This window comes from Pseudomonas syringae group sp. J248-6, assembly GCF_032586995.1.
In the GTDB taxonomy this organism is placed as follows: Bacteria; Pseudomonadota; Gammaproteobacteria; order Pseudomonadales; family Pseudomonadaceae; genus Aquipseudomonas; species Aquipseudomonas amygdali.
This window is the reverse complement of record NZ_JAWHOP010000025.1, coordinates 34,184-51,993: the sequence shown is the minus strand read 5'-3', so window position 1 is coordinate 51,993 and position 17,810 is coordinate 34,184. Positions and strand designations below refer to the sequence as shown.

The following is a 17,810-nucleotide window of genomic DNA, read 5'->3' as shown; positions in this document are numbered from 1 at the left end:
TATGAGCAAAACCAAGAGCAAGCCGCCGATTCTGACCCTCTCGCCCGAGCACGAGCAACAGGCGATCGACAAGCTCAAGCGCCTGTTCGCAGAGCGCTTCGAGCTGGAGCTGGGCACGTTTGAAGTGGCTGAGGTACTGGAATTGTTCACCCGCGAGATAGCCCCGCATTACTACAATCGCGCCATTTTCGATGTTCAGCAGCAGCTCAAGGAGCGGTTCGAGAGCATCGAAAGCGATCTCTGGGCGCTCGAAAAGAATTGAATAGAAGCAGCTTTGAGCTTCAGGCTTCAAGCCGCAAGAATCAGTGAGTACGCATACTTGCAGCTAATCGCTTGCAGCTTGCCGCTCTTTTTGACCAAGGAATAAGCATGCTGATTATCCCCGCTATCGACCTCAAAGACGGTGCCTGTGTGCGTCTGCGTCAGGGCCGGATGGAAGATTCCACAGTGTTCTCCGATGATCCGGTGGCCATGGCCGCCAAGTGGGTCGACGGTGGTTGCCGCCGTCTGCATCTGGTCGATCTGAACGGTGCGTTCGAAGGACAGCCGGTCAACGGTGATGTGGTCACGGCCATCGCCAGACGCTACCCGAACCTGCCGATCCAGATCGGTGGCGGCATCCGTTCGCTGGAAACCATCGAGCACTACGTCAAGGCGGGTGTGAGCTACGTCATCATCGGCACCAAGGCCGTCAAAGAGCCCGAGTTCGTGGCTGAAGCCTGCCGTGCGTTCCCCGGCAAGGTGATCGTCGGTCTGGATGCCAAGGACGGTTTCGTCGCCACCGATGGCTGGGCTGAAGTCAGCTCGGTTCAGGTCATTGATCTGGCCAAGCGCTTTGAAGCCGATGGCGTGTCGGCCATTGTCTACACCGACATCGCCAAAGACGGCATGATGCAGGGCTGCAACATCCCGTTCACCGCCGCGCTGGCGGCCGCCACGCGGATCCCGGTAATTGCTTCGGGTGGCATTCATAACCTGGGCGACATTCAGGCGCTGCTGAACGCCAGGGCTCCGGGCATCATCGGCGCAATCACCGGTCGTGCGATCTACGAAGGCACGCTGGATGTGGCCGAAGCCCAGGCGCTCTGCGACCGCGAACAACGCTGAATAGCTGGAGACTGACCCTGTGGCCCTAGCCAAACGCATCATCCCTTGCCTGGACGTCGACAACGGTCGAGTGGTCAAGGGTGTCAAGTTCGAGAACATCCGGGATGCAGGCGATCCGGTGGAAATTGCTCGTCGCTACGATGAGCAGGGTGCCGACGAAATCACTTTTCTCGACATCACTGCCAGCGTCGATGGCCGTGACACCACGCTGCACACTGTCGAGCGCATGGCCAGTCAGGTGTTCATTCCGCTGACTGTCGGTGGCGGCGTGCGTACCGTGCAGGACATCCGTAACCTGCTCAATGCGGGCGCGGACAAGGTGTCGATCAACACTGCAGCGGTGTTCAACCCCGAGTTCGTCGGTGAAGCCGCCGCTCGTTTCGGGTCGCAGTGCATTGTGGTCGCTATCGATGCCAAGAAGGTCTCCGGCCCGGGCGAAACCCCGCGCTGGGAAATCTTCACCCACGGCGGACGCAAACCCACCGGGCTGGATGCGGTGCTCTGGGCGAAAAAGATGGAAGACCTGGGGGCTGGCGAGATCCTGCTGACCAGCATGGACCAGGACGGCATGAAGAACGGCTTCGACCTGGGCGTCACCCGCGCCATCAGTGATGCGCTGGGCATTCCGGTAATTGCTTCCGGTGGTGTCGGCAACCTTGAGCATCTGGCTGCTGGCGTCATCGAAGGCCACGCCAGTGCCGTGCTGGCGGCGAGTATTTTCCACTTTGGCGAATACACCGTTCCCGAAGCAAAGGCTTATATGGCCAGTCGCGGGATTGTGGTGCGCTGAGTACTGCGCATCAAAGCGGGCGTCGCTTGTTTCAGACCATGGGTTTGAAACAGCCGGCGCCCGCTCTGTTTCAGCCCTGTGGCATTCGAGTATTACCTGTAAGCGACATCGCCGGACAGCGCGCTAGACAGTGCGCCGGGTTCACGGCACTCTGCATGCGTCGTTCATGATCGAGTGCTGGAACATGTTCAAACGTCTATTTCTCGCACTGATCGGTGTCGGCTTGTTGCTGAGTGAAACTGCGCGAGCCAGCGACTCAGCGCCTTATTCCATGGTGTTGCTCACCGAGAATTTTCCGCCGTTCAACATGGCGGTCGATGGCAAGAATTTCGCGCAGGAAAACAACATCGACGGTATTGCCGCTGAAGTGGTGCGTGAGATGTTCAAGCGCGCAAACATTGGTTACAGCATGACCCTGCGTTTTCCGTGGGACCGGGTTTACAAGCTTGCCCTCGACAAGCCCGGTTATGGCGTGTTCTCCACCACTCGCCTGCCTGAGCGCGAAAAACTGTTCAAATGGGTAGGTCCGGTAGGCTCCTATGACTGGATCATGCTCACTCGCGGCGACAGCCCCATCACGTTAACGTCGCTTGAGCAGGCAAAGAACTACAGGATTGGTGCCTATAAAGGCGACGCCATCGGCGAGCGTCTGAACGCGATGGGCCTGAACCCGATTTTGATGCTGCGTGACCGGGACAACGTGAAAAAGCTCGACAATGGTCAGATCGATCTGTGGGCCGTGGGCGATCCGGTTGGCCGCTATCTGGCGAAACTGGAAGGGGTCACGGGGTTCAAGACCGCGCTGCGTTTCAACAGCGCCGAACTTTACCTGGCAGTCAACAAGAGCACGCCTGACGACGTTGTGGCTCGCCTGCAGAAAGCCCTCGACCAGATGCGTGCCGAAGGCTGGGTCGACGCCGTCAAGGCGCGCTATCAGTAATTGCTCAACCTGCTGCGGGAATAATGTCTTCACGTACGTTGGAAGGCTGCCCATTGATGTCATGGGCGAAAGTGCAGATCTTCAACGGCAGCAGTGTCTGGCGGGCCCATCTTGACCGTGTAATGGTCGATCGGGCGATGTTCGTACGACCAACTGACCGATATGCGCCGAATCGATTTTTTCCAATAATCACCTGTGGCTCGGGCGTCGGTCCCGCCGGTTGCAGCTCTATGGCAAGCGCAAGCGGCTGGATGCCGTCATTGATAACCGTGTCCTGCTCTCCGTTGTGGAGACCTCATCCTTTAAGCCGGAATTGATCGGGTTATCAAGGCTGAAACGGCGCGGGACATGGAAAACAGACCTTGCCTACTTTGCGTGCGGAACGTGCTGACTCAGTTTTGGCGGGATCGACGGTAAAATCCGTCAGCGTCATGTCTGGAAAGGCGAGCGCAGACTGGCGAAAGCCAATTATATGCAATTAAGAGCTATTTATATGCATCATAAGTGTTGCCCGAGCTACATAAGTGTTGCATATTGATGTTGCCGAAACGGTAGGATTCAAGCAATGAAATGCAACGAGTTTCGGCGATGGTTGCAGGCTCAAGGCGCTGAGTTCAGGGCGGCCAAGGGTAGTCATTTCAAGGTTTACCTGAATGGCAAGGCAACCATCTTTGCAGACCATGGAAGCAAAGAAATGCATGAAGGGTTACGCAAGTCGATCATCAAGCAGCTCGGCCTTAAGGATTGACGTCGAGCTGCTCCACTACAGGTGAGACCTTATGTATCAATATCCATTGGATCTACATCGGGAGCCGACAGGCGTTTGGCTGTCGTGTCCAGACATTCCCGAAATGAGCGCCTCTGGCGACACCCTGCCTGAAGCATTGAGCGAAGCTCTTGACGGCATGGAATCGGCTCTATCGCTCTACGTCGATCAGCGTCGCAAGATTCCCCAAGCCTCAGTCGTACCCGGCCATGAACTGTTGATGCGTTTGCCAGCGCTGACGGTTGCCAAAATCATGCTATGGAACAGCTTGTTGGAAGAGGGCGTTAGCCGTGCTGAGCTGGCGCGTCGCCTAGGTTGCACGCGGCAAGTGGTGGATCGGCTTGTGGACTTTCTGCATGCCTCGAAAATCGAGCAGGTGGAGCGAGCGCTGGCTGAGCTTGGTCGGCGTATTACGTTGAGCATTGAGCGGGCCGCTTGATGTGTAACACCTCATTTGAAAGACCAGCTGACGGACGTTTCGTCGTTCGCAGGCTCAGCGATACACCCCATTCTTGCCATGCGCCGCACTCGCCTGATTGCCGCGTTCGCTGATCATGCTGCGCAGGTCGATCCATTCGACGCCCTGATCCTTGAGTTTGGGCAACTCGCGTTCCAGTACGTCCAGCGTGACAGGGTAGGGGTGACCGATGACCACTGCCGAGCCATGCTTGCGGGCGATTTTGATGGCTGACTGCAATTGTCGGTTGATGGCTTCGGCCGTGCGCTCGTCGTCCAGAAACACGTCGCGCGAGACGCTTGCGAGGCCGATGCGCTGAGCCTCTGCGGCTGCCACGGTTTTCGCGCTGGTGCGGCTGTCCACGAAAAACAGATGACGTCGTTGCAGTTCGGCCATCAACCAGGCCATCGCGACCGGTTCGGCGGTCATCCGGCTGCCCATGTGGTTATTGATGCCGGCTGCATAAGGCACTTTCAGCAGCGCCGCATTGAGACGGCTTTCCAGTTCAGGCAAGGGCAGTTCGGGATGCCAGGCGTAAGGCCCGGTCGCCGGGTCCATCGGCATGTGCAGCATGACCGTCTTGCCTGCGCGGTGAGCCTCGCGGGCAAATTCGGTGGCGTGTGGAGTGTCAGGCATGATCGCCAGCGTTACCGGCCCGGGGAGCGCCAGCGTACGGCTGTCCCGCGCCGGGTTCTGACCCAGGTCGTCGATGATCAGGCTGAGATAGGCCTTCGGCGGCTTGCCGTTGTCTTCGGCTGGCGCTGCATGGGCAGCGCCAGTGATCGAGAGTGTCAGCAGTAACAGAGCGAGAGCGCGCATCCGTCAGTTGCCGCGGGTGATACTCAGCCCTTTCAGAAGACTGAGCGCCTGGCTGAGCTGGAAGTCATCATCCTGCGGACGCGCCTTGGCTGTTGCGCCACCCTTGACGGTTGGCTTGTCGGCACCGCCGTTGCCATTGCCCAGGTGACCCATCAGGTCGGCTTCCTTGTAGTTCTCGCCGTCTGCTTCGCTGGTGACCTTGGCCCGACGTACCACGATGTCCGGGTTGATACCCTGCGCCTGGATCGAGCGACCGTTCGGCGTGTAATACAACGCTGTGGTGATCTTCAGAGCGCGATCGTTGTTCAGCGGCAGAACGGTTTGCACCGAGCCTTTGCCGAAGGTGTCAGTGCCCATCAGGATGCCGCGTTTCTGGTCTTGCAGGGCACCGGCGACGATTTCCGACGCAGAAGCGCTGCCGCCGTTGATCAACACCACCAGCGGTACGCCTTCGCTGGCGTCTGCCGGGTCTGCCGAGAAACGCAGTTCGGAGTTGGCGATGCGGCCTTTGGTGTAGACGATCAGGCCTTTGGTAAGGAAGTGGTCCGCCACCTGCACCGCCGATTGCAGCACGCCGCCGGGGTTGTTGCGCAGGTCGAGAATCAGGCCGCTCATCTTCTTGCCGTTGTCCTTGCGGAATTTGGCCAGCGCCTTGCCGACTTCGTCCCCGGTCTTGACCTGGAACTGGGTGATGCGGATATAGCCGTAGCCGTTCTCGAGCATCTGCGCCTTGACGCTCTTGACCTGGATGGTCGCCCGCGCCAGCGTCACATCAAACGGCGTACCGCCATCGCGCACCAGTGTCAGGGTGATCTTCTCGCCGATTTTGCCGCGCATCTTGTCGACCGCTTCTTGCATGTTCTGGCCCTGGGTCGGCGTGCCATTGATCTTCACGATCAGGTCGCCTGCCTCAATGCCAGCCTTGGAAGCAGGTGTGTCGTCGATGGGCGAAACCACCTTGACGAAACCGTCCTCGACGCCGACTTCGATGCCCAGGCCACCGAACTCGCCGCTGGTGCTTTCCTGCAGCTCCTGGAAATCTTCCGGGCCCAGGTAAGCGGAGTGTGGATCAAGGTTGCTGAGCATGCCCTTGATGGCGTTTTCCAGCAGGGTCTTGTCGTCAACCGGCTCGACATAGGCCGCCTTGACCCGATCCATGACCTCGGCAAAGGTGCGCAGCTCGTCGAGCGGCAGCGGCGGCTTGGCGTTGGCATTGGGCTTGGCGGGCGAGACTGCTGCAGGCGTGGCTGGCGCGGTCTTTTCGGCAGCTTGCGCCAAAGGCGCGCCAATAACGATGGCAATTGCCAGGGCCAGCGAGGTGAGGCGGGACAAATGCAGCATGTCTAACGAACTCCTACAGATATTGACGCCGGCTTATCCTTGAGTGCGGCACCATTGGGCTGGATCGCTGGGGCGACCCTGCTGACGAATAGCAAAGTACAACGCTGCCGTGTCCTGACCGCCACTATTGCCGACCGTGGAAATCGCTTCACCGGCTTTTACAATGTCACCTGCCGACTTGAGCAGGCTCTGGTTATGCCCGTACAGGGTGAGATAACCGTTGCCATGGTCGAGAATGACCAGAAGCCCGGCACCACGCAACCAGTCGGCGAACACCACTCGTCCGCCATGCACTGCATGTACCTGGCTTCCGGCTGCGGCGCTGATCATGACGCCGTCCCATTTGGTTCGCTCGTCATCACCGCGGGCTTCACCGAAACGCGCAAGCAGTCGACCATCAATAGGCCATGGAAGTTTTCCCCGGGCCTCTGCAAAAGGTCCGCCGTAGGAAACTCCGGCACTGGAAACGACTGCGCCGGGGGCTTTGACCGGGCGACGCGGTGTGGGTTCATCAGCGCTTTTACTGCTGCTGGTGCTGTTGTTGCGGGCGACGGCCTCAGCTTCGCGCTGACGCTTTTCTTCCGCCTCGCGGGCTGCAACCAGCGCCTTCTGGCGAGCCTCTTCGGCTTCACGTGCCTGGCGGGCCAGGGTTTCCTCGATGGTCTTGAGAACCTTGGCCAGGTCGGCCTGATCCTGCTGACGCGCCTGCAGTTTCTGATCGCGGGCCTTGTAGTCCTGATTCAGCTTGGCCAGTGCCTGCTGACGCTCCTGGCGCACCTTGGCCAGTTCTTCGCTCTGGCTGTCCAGGTTGCTCTTCTGCACCAGCAGCTGTGCCTGTTGCAGGTCGATGTCTTTTTCGACATTGGCCAGCTGGCGCAGGGTTTCATTGAAGTTGCGTAGCTGCTCCAGGCGCGCCTGGCTCAGGTAATCGTAATACGTGAGGGTTCGGGCGAACTTCTCGGGGTGCTGCTGATTGAGCAACAGCTTGAGGTATTCCTGGCGGCCACTCTGATAGGCGGCGCGGGCCTGGATAGCGATCAGGCGTTGCTGTTCAACGCGGGCACTGTTCAGTTTCTTTTTTTCACTGTCGAGCTTTTGCAGCTCGGTTTCCGTCTTTTTTAGTTCCTTTTGCAGGACCTCGACCTGCTTTTCCAACTTGCCCATTTCGGTTTCGGTGGTGCGCAGGTCCTTCTGGACGCCTGCACGTTCTTCCTGAAGCTTGCCCAGGACTTTTTGCAGCTCCGTCACATCCTGACGCGCAGCATCTATCTGTTTTTGGGTTTGCACACGCTCGTCTTCGGCAAACGCCGGATTGAGCAGGCAGATCAGAGCAAGGGCAATCAAGGCGCGAAGCATGTGGGTGGGCGATACCGAGGAATTGTGAGAAAAAATGTCAGGCTTAGTATGCCCGCCATGCGCTGCAAAAAAAACGCCCCGCAGCCACTGCTTTAGGGCTTGAAACATAAAAAACCGGCTTTGCCTGATGGCTATAGGCCGGTTTTCAGCGTTTTACTTCGCCACAAGGATCGAGTGGCCCGTCATCTCTTGCGGTTTCTCCATGCCCAACAGATGCAGCATGGTCGGTGCCACGTCAGCCAGAACACCACCTTCGCGGACTTTCAGCGGGCGTTTGCCGACGTACACGAAAGGCACCGGCTCGGAGGTATGTGCAGTATGCGCCTGGCCTGTGGAGTCATCGGTCATCTGCTCGACGTTGCCGTGGTCAGCGGTAATCAGTGCTTCACCGCCGACTTTTTCCAATGCCGCGGTAATGCGACCGACGCATACGTCCAGGCATTCCACGGCCTTGATTGCCGCTTCCATGATGCCGCTGTGGCCGACCATGTCGCCGTTGGCGTAGTTGACGATAATCACGTCATAACGCTGATGTTCGATGGCATCGACAATTTTGTCGGTCACTTCCGGCGCGCTCATTTCCGGCTGCAGGTCGTAGGTGGCGACTTTCGGCGATGGAATCAGAATGCGCTCTTCACCCGGAAACGGCTCTTCACGACCGCCAGAGAAGAAGAATGTGACGTGCGCGTATTTTTCGGTTTCGGCGATACGCAGCTGAGTCTTGCCGTTGTCTGCCAAGTATTCACCCAGCACGTTTTTCAGGCTGCCAGCCGCAAATGCCGAGGGCGCAGGGATGCTCGCCGCGTACTGGGTCAGCATCACGTAATTGACCTTGGGCTGACGGGCGCGCTCGAAATCCTTGAAGTCGTCTTCGACGAACACACGGGTCAGCTCACGGGCGCGGTCGGCGCGGAAGTTCATGAACACCACAGCATCGCCATCCTCGACGCGAGCGGGTTCACCGATGCGTGTGGCTTTGACGAATTCGTCGTTCTCGTCACGCGCGTAGGCTGCTTCAAGCCCGGCAACACCGCTGTCTGCGTGAAATTCGGCGGTGCTGTCGACGATCAGGTTATAGGCGGTGGAGACCCGGTCCCAACGGTTGTCGCGGTCCATGGCGAAGTAGCGGCCGATGATCGTGGCGGTGCGGCCCTTGCCCAGGCGAGCGAAGGTTGCGTCCATCAGCTCAAGGGATTTCTTCGCGCTGCGCGGTGGCGTGTCGCGACCGTCGAGGAAGGCGTGCAGATAGATTTTTTCTGCACCGCGCTTGACCGCCAGTTCGGCCATGGCGACCAGATGGTCCTGGTGGCTGTGCACGCCGCCATCGGACAGCAGGCCCATAATGTGGACCGCCTTGCCCGCACCGACAGCTTTATCCACAGCGGCACAGATGGTCGGGTTCTCGAAGAACTCGCCGTCGCGAATCGCTTTGGTCACTCGAGTGAAGTCCTGATACACCACGCGACCGGCACCCAGGTTCATGTGCCCGACTTCGGAGTTGCCCATCTGACCGTCCGGCAGACCGACGTCCATGCCCGACCCTGAAATCAGGCCGTTGGGCATGGTTTCGTAAAGACGATCCATGACCGGCATCTTCGCGGCCAGAATGGCATTGCCTTCATGGCTTTCGCTGTGTCCGAAGCCATCCAGGATGATAAGAACCAGAGGTTTTGGCGTGGCAGTCATAGAACCCACTCGATGCTGGTTGAATAAATGGAGTAACAAAGTACAAGGGAGCGGCATTTTAGGGACAAGTTCAAACGGCGTCACTGCCGTACGGACTTTGGCCCACCTTGGCTGCTGTGTATACTGGCCGACATTTTAACGCCCTGGAACCTACTGATGGTTGCTCACCTGCTTGAATTCGCCACTAACCACTATTTGATCACCGGTGCCTTCGTCATTCTGCTGGGACTGCTGATCGCTTACGAACTGAGCAAGGGCGGTGCCAGCCTGAGCACTCGCGAACTGACCGCGCTGGTCAACAGCGACCAGGGCGTGGTCATCGACGTGCGCTCGAAAAAGGATTTCACTGCCGGCCACATCGTGGGCTCCCTGAACTTCCCGCAGGACAAGGTGCTGACCCGTACCGCTGAACTGCAGAAATACAAGGACAAGACGTTGATCATAGTCGATGCAATGGGGCAGCATGCTGGCACCACCGCCCGCGAGCTGCTCAAATCCGGCTTCAAGGCGGCCAAACTGTCCGGCGGTATTTCCAGCTGGCGCGGCGACAACCTTCCCTTGGTGAAGTGAACATGGCCCAAGTCATCGTCTATTCAAGCGACTATTGCCCGTATTGCGTACGTGCCAAACAGCTGTTGCAGAGCAAGAGCGTGGCCTTCGAGGAAATCCGTGTCGACGGCAAGCCGCAACTGCGTGCCGAAATGACCAAGAAGGCCGGTCGCACTTCCGTACCGCAGATCTGGATCGGCTCGACCCACGTGGGCGGCTGCGATGACCTGTTTGCTCTGGAGCGTGCCGGCAAGCTTGATGCGCTGCTGGCCTGATTCCCCTTAAACTTTCAGCCCTATCTGACAAGGATCCGAGATGACCGACCAACCGAACAACGGCGCTGTTGCCAACGAAGAAAACGGCCCACAATTTTCCCTGCAGCGTATCTACGTTCGCGACCTGTCGTTCGAAGCGCCAAAAAGCCCGGCAATCTTCCGCCAGGAGTGGACCCCGACCGTCAGCCTGGACCTCAACACCCGTCAGAAGCAGCTGGAAGGTGATTTCTATGAAGTCGTGCTGACCCTGTCCGTGACCGTCAACAATGGCGACGAAGTTGCTTTCATCGTTGAAGTGCAACAGGCCGGTATCTTCCTGATCAAGGGTCTGGACGACGGCGCAATGAGCCACACCCTCGGCGCGTTCTGCCCGAACATCCTGTTCCCTTACGCTCGCGAAGCCATCGACAACCTGGTTGTACGCGGCTCGTTCCCTGCGCTGATGCTGGCCCCGGTGAACTTCGACGCCCTGTACGCGCAAGAGCTGCAACGCATGCAGGAAGCTGGCGAAACGCCAACTGTTCAGTAAGCGTTACCGCTGCAAGCAAAAAGCGCCTTTCGGGGCGCTTTTTTGTGCGTCGTCGTTCGCTCTACGCAAACCCGTGCTGGCGCCACGCCTCATAGACGGCCACGGCCACTGTGTTGGACAGGTTCAGACTACGGCAGCCTTCACGCATGGGCAGTCGCAGACGGTGTTCGCTGCTCAGCGAGTCGAGGATGTCGGCGGGCAGGCCACGGCTTTCCGGGCCGAACAGAAATGCGTCACCTGGTTCAAAGCTGACATCGTGAAAAGGCCGAGAGCCTTTGGTGGTGAAGGCGAACAACCTAGGGTTGCCGATCTTCTCCAGACAGCTTGCCAGGTCAGCATGCGTCTGCAGCGTGGCATACTCGTGATAGTCGAGCCCGGCACGGCGCAAGCGCTTGTCGTCCAGCTCGAAACCCAAGGGTTCGATCAAATGCAGGGTGCAGCCGCTGTTGGCGCATAGCCTGATGACATTGCCGGTATTCGGCGGAATTTCTGGTTGAAAAAGGATGACGTGAAACATGCACGGCTCCGAACGAAAGGACGGGATGCATTCTACCCCTGAAGAGGACCCGAGACCGAAGCTATGGCCGCGAGTTCTGGGTTCGATGGCGATTGTCGGCTTTACCGTGGGCACCATTATCGGTCGTCTGCAGCAACCTGACCCCGTTGAACTGGAGCAGATCGAGGAGCTGCCTGCCGGGCTGGCGCTCTGGTTCAATGAGGAGCCGAAGTACCAAGGGTCGACGGTGGATGGCGCTGTGGTGCTCAACGTCGATGCTTCAGGGCGGCCGTGGACGGGCCAACTGAGGTTCGACAACAGGGTTGCACGCTGGAAGGTGGAGCGAGGTGAGAAGGGGTTGGTGCTGACACTCCTGGCAGCCCGTCCACTTCATGGCGACTGGCGCACTGAGAAGGTGGACGGGCGCTGGAGACTGGAGGTCAGTCTCCGGGAGGAATAAAAGAGGGGAATCCCCGGCCTGCCTGTACCAAGGTCCCCAAAACTGGTGATGTAATACCTATTGCAGAGTGCGTGCCAGTTTTGAGAATTAATCCGAAAGAACAGGCTGACTTAGTCATATCCGGTTAAGCATTTCTTGAGTCCAAAGCCCTTTAACCTCATCAACGTACTGAATTTATTAAGTATTTTTCATAATAAAAAACCTTGGGCTGGTTGGTGAGTCAGCCGCTGTGAATGCTCGGCGCTGGCATCTGGTCGCCCTGAATGTCGCGCCAGGCCCCGCGATGCAGCATCAGCGCATGCACTCAATTTGCGCACCGCAACGACGCACACACCCATACTGATGCATTAATTCTGCTGACCATGCCAGGGCACCAGCCTGCGTTGCAGCTCGCGCAGGCCCAGCTCCATGGCAAAAGCGATCACGGCGATCAGCAGAATCCCCAGCACCACAACGTCGGTCACCAGAAACTGCGCCGCCGACTGCACCATGAATCCCAGCCCGCTGGTGGCAGCAATAAGCTCTGCGGCCACCAGCGTCGACCAGCCCACGCCCAGGCCGATGCGAATACCGGTAAGAATGTCCGGGAGTGCGCTGGGCAGGACCACGTGCCGAATCAACTGCCAGCGCGTCGCGCCCAGCGACTGTGCCGCCCGCACTTTGGTCGGGTCCACGGTGCGAACGCCGGTAGCCGTGGCAATGGCAATCGGCGCGAAGATCGCCAGATAAATCAGTAGTACCTTGGAGAATTCGCCGATACCGAACCAGATAACGATCAGCGGCAGGTAGGCCAGCGGTGGTATCGGTCGGTAAAACTCGATCAGCGGGTCGAATATCCCCTGAGCGATGCGGTTATGGCCGATGGCGATTCCTATCGGGATGGCTGTCAAAATTGCCGCGCCCAGCGCCAGACCGATGCGTTGCAGGCTGGCGCCCAGATGCTGCCAGAGTGTGGAGTCCATGTAGCCCTTGGTTGCCAGCAGCCAGCCTTTGCCCAGTACATCCGCTGGCGGTGGCAGGAACAGCGGCTCAATCCAGCCCCCGGCAGTTACGGCCCACCAAAGAATCAGCAGTACGGCGAGGGTCAGGATGCTGATCGCTCGGGTGCTCAAATAAACCTTCGGCGTGGGGGCAGCCGGTTGTTTGGCGAACGGTTTGCTGATTTCGGTCAGTTCGCGGCTATCTATAAGCTCATGGCTGCCAACAGGCTCAAGGCTACTCATACACTCTGCTCCAGGGTGCGCTGGGAAAACACGTTGGCCAGCACATGCTCGCGGGTTTCGATAAAACGCGGGTCGGACTTTATCGCGCGGGCCGATTCGCCAGCGGCGTAGCGACGGCCGAAGTCCAGGTGCAGATGCTCGGCGATACGACCGGGGTTTGAGGCGAGCAGAACAAGGTCGGTGGCGAGGAAAACCGCTTCTTCTATATCGTGGGTTATCAGAAACACCGGCTTGGCGGTACGTTGCCAGACTTGCAGCAATAGCTCCTGCATGTGCTCACGGGTGAAGGCATCGAGCGCACCGAATGGCTCGTCCATCAACAGGATGCGCGGGTCGGCTGCCAGCGCTCTGGCCAGGCCGACGCGTTGCCGTTGTCCACCGGACAGCTGCCATATTCGCCGCTGGTCAAAACCGGCCAGATCCACCAGTGCCAACATCTCCCGCGCTCTGGCTTCACGTTCCGAACGGCCGACACCCGCCAGTTCCAGGCCAAACGCAACATTGGCCAACACGTCCTGCCAGGGCAGTAAGGCATCATCCTGAAAAACTACGCCACGCTCTGCGCTCGGCCCCTCTACGGGAATGCCGTCGAGAGTAATGCGGCCGTTGCCGGGTTTGATGAAGCCGGCGATGAGGTTCAACAGCGAGGTTTTACCGCTGCCGGAAGGGCCGAGCGCAACGAGAAGTTGCTGTGGGCCCAGGCTCAGGTTGATGTCCGCCAGCACGGGTGCCGCGGCACCGGGGTACTGAGCGCCAATACGCTCCAGCTGTAATAGCGCCATGCGTGTCTCCTTGTGCTGAGAGCGTTTAGCGTGGGATGAACCGGGCGCTGACGTACGTTGAGTAGTCAAGCAGTACCGCGTCGACCTTGCCCTGCTCTTTAAGGAATGCTGCGGTTTTGGTCACCGCCTCGATGGTCGGTGTACCCAGCAGCGCCGTCTGCTCGGCAGCCAGCGGGTAGACATTGCCTTGCAACAGGCCGGGTACGTCAGACGCCTTGGCGCCAGACAGGCGGGTCAGCTTGTCGACGTTCGCCGGGTTTGCGATCCATGCAGCGGGGTCCTGGCGATATCGGGCGTAGGCATCGAGCGTTACCTTGGCGAAGGCGCTGACAACTTCCGGGTGTTTGCTGGCGAAGTCCTTGCGCACGATCCAGGCATCGAAGGTCGGTGCTCCGACTTTCGCCAGTTCGCCTGAGGTGATCAGCACCTTGCCGGTTTCCTTGGCGACGCCCAGTGCCGGGTCCCAGACGTAAGTGGCATCAATGTCGCCGCGCTTCCAGGCCGCAGCAATGGCAGGCGGCGCGAGGTTGAGGATCGTGACCCTGGCCGGATCGATGTTCCAGTGTTTGAGCGCTGCAAGCAGGCTGTAATGGCCGGTGGAGACAAAGGGCACAGCCACTTTCTTGCCGATCAGGTCCTGTGGTGAGTTGATCCCCGAGCCATTACGGGCAACCAGCGCCTCGGCAGCACCGATCTGCGTTGCTATCAGAAAAGTCTCCACCGGGAGTTTGCGTGTAGCGGCGGCTGTGAAGGGGCTTGAACCGAGATAGCCGATCTGTACGTCGCCGGATGCAATTGCGGTGATGACGTCCGCACCATTATCGAACTTGCGCCAGGCGATTTTCGAGTCAGTGGCTTTTTCGTAGGCGTTATCGGCCTGGGCAACCTTGGCTGGGTCGACAGTGGTCTGGTAGGCGACGGTAAAGTCTGCTGCCTGTGCAATGAATGTTGCGCCAGTCAACGACAGCGCAGTCAGCAAGCGCAGGGAAAAATGCAGTTTCATGATGGAGCTCCGAATCGGACGGGCCGAGGACTGGCTGGATAAGGAGACTAAGTGATCTAAGAATCTGCAAATAAATAACTTTTGGGAATTAGCTTATGAAGGGTCTTTAGAGCCATCTCCAGAACCGATCTGCACATCAGGGACCTGTTACGCATCTGCCAATCGGCTCGGGCGTCACGGCCCGGACACCAAAATTGCTTTTTTGTTCACCTGGGCTACAGTTGAGCGCAAGTTTGAGACGGTAAAAAACGCTGAAAAAGCGTATTTGGAGCGGTTTTTAGAAAATATTTCATGACCGCAGGGCGCTGGCCATCAAAGTGGTGACAACTGTCATATTTCTTCACTAATCTCTCTGAAGTGCCCGTTTTACAAGGCTTTTACTGGCAGGCAAATTGCGCTCTGCCGTTGGGGACTATGACCGGCTGGTCTCGATTTGGCCGGTCACTGGTACAAAACCAAAAGATCTGACGAACGGTACCGAAATAAATTTTGGGAATTACCCGATTAGGTCGATACACTCCGTGACGTACTGGCTGACACGAGTTGTGACATATGCCTGATTGTTCTTAGAAGCTACCAAACGGTTTCTTTTGAGCATGAAGAATTTTCACTAACGTGCGGCCACCGACATGCGCGGTCTAGTCAAAAGTCGGGGTGTACAGAATCCATTGATCTCCAGATCGGGACTGTCACCTTTCGCAATATCTCTGGGTCAGGGCAACGCCCGGCACCGGAGACATAAAAAATTAGATTCACGAGGAGCGTAGTTAATGAAGAAGTCCACCCTGGCCTTGGCCGTAACCGTCGCGGCATTGGCTCAGCAGGCCGGTGCAGCTGGTTTCCTTGAAGACAGCAAAGCGTCCGTTAGTTCTCGTACTCTGTATTTTGACAACGATTACCGCGAAGGCACTACCCACAACAGCCGTGAGACGGCCACTGGCCTGAAATTCGACTACCTGTCGGGCTTCACTCAAGGCACTGTCGGTTTCGGTCTGGACCTGCAAGGTCTGGTTGGTGTTCATCTTGACGGCGGTCGCGGCGCTCACTCCGGCGCGTTGAACGGCGGCGTTCTGCCCACCGACAGCGACGGTTCTGCTGTTAACGAGTGGAGCCGTCTGGGTGCCAACGGCAAGGTACGCTTCTCGAAAACCGAGCTGAAAGTCGGTAACGCATTGGCTCCTAACCTGCCAATTCTGGTCAGCAACGACGGTCGTCTTCTGCCTCAGGCTTTCCAGGGCGGCATCCTGACCTCCAAGGATCTGGACACCGTAACTTTCACTGCTGGTCAGCTGAACAAGTCGATCGGCCGTGCTTCAAGCAACTGGACTGACCTGTCCGTTGCCGGTGCCTCCGAAACCAGCGATCATTTCCGTTTCGCTGGCGCTGACTGGAAAGTCACCAAAGACCTGACCCTGCAGTACTACTACGCCAACCTGGAAGACTTCTACAAGCAACACTTCCTGGGCCTGGTTCACGTCTACCCGATCAGCGACAACCAGTCCTTCAAGACTGACCTGCGTTATTTCAACAGCAGCTCTGACGGCAAAAACAGCGACGCGGCGACTGGCTACCGTTTCAACAACAACAACGGTTATGCCAAGAACACCGGCGAAGTGGATAACTCCACTTGGTCTGCCATGTTCACCTACTCATTGGGTGGCCATGCGTTGATGGTTGGTCATCAACAAGTGGGTGACAACGGCGGTATGGTTTTCCTGGGTCAGGGTAGCGTCACTAAAGACGGCACCACACGTTCGAGCCTTGAAGGCAACGGCGGTTCGAGCTTCTACCTGTTCACTGATTCGATGATCAACGGCTTCAACCGCGCGGGTGAGAACACCACGTTCGGTCAGTACTCGTATGACTTCGCCAAAGTCGGCGTTCCAGGCCTGAAAGCAGCAATCGCTTATCTGAATGCTGACGACATCCGCGGCAATACTGCGGCCACTCGCAATAACAGTTACTCCGAGTGGGAAACCGACATGCGTGTTGACTACGTGATTCAGAGCGGTCCGTTGAAAGGCTTCGGCACCACCTTGCGTCACGGTACCTACCGTGCCGATGGTGATCTGAACAACTCGACTAACACCGATCAAACCCGTCTGATCTTCAACTACACCTACAACTTCATGTAAGTGTATTGAGGTTCAAGGAAACCCCGCCCCGTGCGGGGTTTCTTTTGCCCGTTTTTTGATATTCCTGGCAGGTCTATCAAGCTCATTATTTATTCTTTTTAACTTTTCTCAGCAGGGCGCACAGTAATGTTATACCAAGGCCTACCCGATACAGACAAGGAGCAACACCATGACACTGCGACTTGGCGACATCGCCCCTGACTTCGAGCAGGAATCCAGCGAAGGTCGTATCCGTTTCCATGAATGGCTCGGCGACAGCTGGGGTGTGTTGTTTTCTCATCCCGCAGACTTCACGCCTGTGTGCACTACTGAACTGGGCTTCACCGCCAAATTGAAAGACGAGTTTGCCAAGCGCGGTGTGAAAGCCATTGCGCTGTCTGTCGACGGGGTTGATTCGCACATCAAGTGGATCGACGACATCAACACTACGCAAAACACCCAGGTTAACTTCCCGATTCTGGCCGATGCCGACCGCAAGGCCTCCGACCTGTATGACCTTATTCATCCCAATGCCAACGACACACTGACTGTGCGCTCGCTGTTCGTGATCGACCCGAACAAGAAAGTGCGCCTGACGATTACTTATCCGGCGAGTACCGGACGTAATTTCCACGAGGTTCTGCGCGTTATCGACTCTCTGCAATTGACCGACAACTACAAGGTTGCCACGCCCGCCAACTGGGTGGACGGCGATGATGTAGTGATTGTGCCGTCGATCAAAGACGAAGCCGAGATCAAGCAGCGCTTTCCCAAAGGCTACAAGGCCGTCACGCCCTATCTGCGCCTGACGCCACAGCCAAACCGCTGATTTTCGATCTACCAAGCGTGGGGTTATTCGGGCCGATTTATCGGCCCTTTTTTATTCCTCAGAGCCGCCGATTGCGTCGCTCGATCAAGCGCGGACGCAGAGCGTCCAGAACGGCATGCGACGCGGAGCGTCGCACGATAGTCGAGATCATCGTTCCTCACGCTCCAGCGTACGAATGCCGCGAGTGACGCTCCGCCGCCTGTTCAAGATCGGACGCAGAGCGTCGCACGATAGTTGAGATCATCGTTCCTCACGCTCCAGCGTGGGAATGCCTGTCGTGACGCTCCG

At 57.9% G+C, this 17,810-nt stretch carries 20 protein-coding genes and 1 pseudogene; 12 read left to right on the top strand and 9 right to left on the bottom strand.

The features are described from left to right. Position 1: 1 nt before the first annotated feature. From RYC17_RS23315 to RYC17_RS23300, 4 genes are all read left to right on the top strand, one after another. On the top strand, positions 2-262 hold the full coding sequence (locus RYC17_RS23315) for a DUF2164 domain-containing protein (RefSeq protein WP_002551456.1): 261 nt from the start codon (positions 2-4) through the stop codon (positions 260-262). A gap of 107 nt (positions 263-369) precedes the next feature. After that, positions 370-1,107: a 1-(5-phosphoribosyl)-5-[(5-phosphoribosylamino)methylideneamino]imidazole-4-carboxamide isomerase gene (hisA, locus tag RYC17_RS23310; protein WP_058400064.1), complete on the top strand. Its 738-nt coding sequence runs from the start codon at positions 370-372 to the stop codon at positions 1,105-1,107. A gap of 19 nt (positions 1,108-1,126) precedes the next feature. Next, a complete protein-coding gene (gene hisF / locus RYC17_RS23305; protein WP_002551458.1) occupies positions 1,127-1,897 on the top strand; it encodes an imidazole glycerol phosphate synthase subunit HisF in 771 nt (256 codons plus the stop codon). A gap of 184 nt (positions 1,898-2,081) precedes the next feature. Beyond that, positions 2,082-2,837, top strand: coding sequence for a substrate-binding periplasmic protein (locus tag RYC17_RS23300; protein WP_122258840.1), 756 nt, complete (start codon positions 2,082-2,084; stop codon positions 2,835-2,837). 4 nt (positions 2,838-2,841) lie between these two features. Here the strand turns inward: RYC17_RS23300 and RYC17_RS23295 are convergent. Further along, positions 2,842-3,132, bottom strand: a pseudogene (locus tag RYC17_RS23295) (serine protease); the annotation flags it as partial. Between the two features lie 270 nt (positions 3,133-3,402). On the opposite strand from RYC17_RS23295, the gene RYC17_RS23290 reads away from it, so the two are divergent. Both RYC17_RS23290 and RYC17_RS23285 read left to right on the top strand, forming a co-directional pair. Then, on the top strand, positions 3,403-3,585 hold the full coding sequence (locus tag RYC17_RS23290; protein WP_005781617.1) for a type II toxin-antitoxin system HicA family toxin: 183 nt from the start codon (positions 3,403-3,405) through the stop codon (positions 3,583-3,585). Between the two features lie 31 nt (positions 3,586-3,616). Further along, complete coding sequence (locus RYC17_RS23285) at positions 3,617-4,042, top strand: type II toxin-antitoxin system HicB family antitoxin (protein ID WP_011169797.1); 426 nt, start codon at positions 3,617-3,619, stop codon at positions 4,040-4,042. 54 nt (positions 4,043-4,096) lie between these two features. Here RYC17_RS23285 and RYC17_RS23280 read toward each other — a convergent pair whose 3' ends face one another. The 4 genes from RYC17_RS23280 to gpmI all read right to left on the bottom strand — a co-directional run bounded on the left by RYC17_RS23280 (position 4,097) and on the right by gpmI (position 9,262). Next, the gene (locus tag RYC17_RS23280) at positions 4,097-4,879 is read right to left on the bottom strand and encodes a divergent polysaccharide deacetylase family protein (protein WP_054995969.1); all 783 of its coding nucleotides are present in this window, start codon (positions 4,877-4,879) and stop codon (positions 4,097-4,099) included. A 3-nt stretch (positions 4,880-4,882) separates the two neighbouring features. Beyond that, a complete protein-coding gene (locus RYC17_RS23275) occupies positions 4,883-6,220 on the bottom strand; it encodes a S41 family peptidase (RefSeq protein WP_316904561.1) in 1,338 nt (445 codons plus the stop codon). Between the two features lie 33 nt (positions 6,221-6,253). Beyond that, complete coding sequence (locus RYC17_RS23270; protein ID WP_029240926.1) at positions 6,254-7,576, bottom strand: murein hydrolase activator EnvC family protein; 1,323 nt, start codon at positions 7,574-7,576, stop codon at positions 6,254-6,256. 153 nt (positions 7,577-7,729) lie between these two features. Beyond that, positions 7,730-9,262 (bottom strand): 2,3-bisphosphoglycerate-independent phosphoglycerate mutase, encoded by a 1,533-nt coding sequence (gene gpmI / locus RYC17_RS23265; RefSeq protein WP_002551465.1) that lies wholly within the window; start codon positions 9,260-9,262, stop codon positions 7,730-7,732. A 156-nt stretch (positions 9,263-9,418) separates the two neighbouring features. Between gpmI and RYC17_RS23260 the strand changes: the two genes are divergently transcribed. Genes RYC17_RS23260 through secB form a run of 3 tightly spaced genes read left to right on the top strand, consistent with a single transcriptional unit; the run spans position 9,419 to position 10,615 of the window. Continuing rightward, entirely contained in the window at positions 9,419-9,832 is a 414-nt protein-coding gene (locus tag RYC17_RS23260) for a rhodanese-like domain-containing protein (protein ID WP_002551466.1), read from the top strand. A 2-nt stretch (positions 9,833-9,834) separates the two neighbouring features. Further along, complete coding sequence (gene grxC / locus RYC17_RS23255) at positions 9,835-10,086, top strand: glutaredoxin 3 (RefSeq protein WP_058400067.1); 252 nt, start codon at positions 9,835-9,837, stop codon at positions 10,084-10,086. 40 nt (positions 10,087-10,126) lie between these two features. Then, complete coding sequence (gene secB / locus RYC17_RS23250; RefSeq protein ID WP_002551468.1) at positions 10,127-10,615, top strand: protein-export chaperone SecB; 489 nt, start codon at positions 10,127-10,129, stop codon at positions 10,613-10,615. Between the two features lie 61 nt (positions 10,616-10,676). Here secB and trmL read toward each other — a convergent pair whose 3' ends face one another. Next, complete coding sequence (gene trmL, locus RYC17_RS23245; protein ID WP_058407890.1) at positions 10,677-11,132, bottom strand: tRNA (uridine(34)/cytosine(34)/5-carboxymethylaminomethyluridine(34)-2'-O)-methyltransferase TrmL; 456 nt, start codon at positions 11,130-11,132, stop codon at positions 10,677-10,679. Between trmL and RYC17_RS23240 the strand changes: the two genes are divergently transcribed. Continuing rightward, positions 11,131-11,571 carry a hypothetical protein gene (locus RYC17_RS23240; RefSeq protein WP_004655063.1) on the top strand — a complete coding sequence of 147 codons (441 nt, stop codon included), beginning with the start codon at positions 11,131-11,133 and terminating at the stop codon, positions 11,569-11,571. The genes trmL and RYC17_RS23240 overlap by 2 nt on opposite strands. 347 nt (positions 11,572-11,918) lie before the next feature. On the opposite strand, the gene tauC is transcribed toward RYC17_RS23240, so the two are convergent. Genes tauC through tauA form a run of 3 tightly spaced genes read right to left on the bottom strand, consistent with a single transcriptional unit; the run spans position 11,919 to position 14,579 of the window. Then, positions 11,919-12,794, bottom strand: coding sequence for a taurine ABC transporter permease TauC (gene tauC, locus RYC17_RS23235; protein WP_122280890.1), 876 nt, complete (start codon positions 12,792-12,794; stop codon positions 11,919-11,921). After that, positions 12,791-13,576, bottom strand: a complete 786-nt coding sequence (gene tauB / locus RYC17_RS23230; protein WP_122280891.1) for a taurine ABC transporter ATP-binding subunit — start codon at positions 13,574-13,576, stop codon at positions 12,791-12,793. Before tauB ends, tauC begins: the two co-directional genes overlap by 4 nt. 25 nt (positions 13,577-13,601) lie before the next feature. Continuing rightward, positions 13,602-14,579 carry a taurine ABC transporter substrate-binding protein gene (tauA, locus tag RYC17_RS23225; RefSeq protein WP_122258799.1) on the bottom strand — a complete coding sequence of 326 codons (978 nt, stop codon included), beginning with the start codon at positions 14,577-14,579 and terminating at the stop codon, positions 13,602-13,604. 770 nt (positions 14,580-15,349) lie between these two features. Between tauA and RYC17_RS23220 the strand changes: the two genes are divergently transcribed. Together RYC17_RS23220 and RYC17_RS23215 are read left to right on the top strand one after the other, a co-directional pair. Then, entirely contained in the window at positions 15,350-16,714 is a 1,365-nt protein-coding gene (locus tag RYC17_RS23220; protein WP_122258800.1) for an OprD family porin, read from the top strand. A gap of 169 nt (positions 16,715-16,883) precedes the next feature. After that, positions 16,884-17,522: a peroxiredoxin gene (locus RYC17_RS23215; protein WP_122280892.1), complete on the top strand. Its 639-nt coding sequence runs from the start codon at positions 16,884-16,886 to the stop codon at positions 17,520-17,522. The last annotated feature ends 288 nt before the right edge of the window (positions 17,523-17,810 follow it).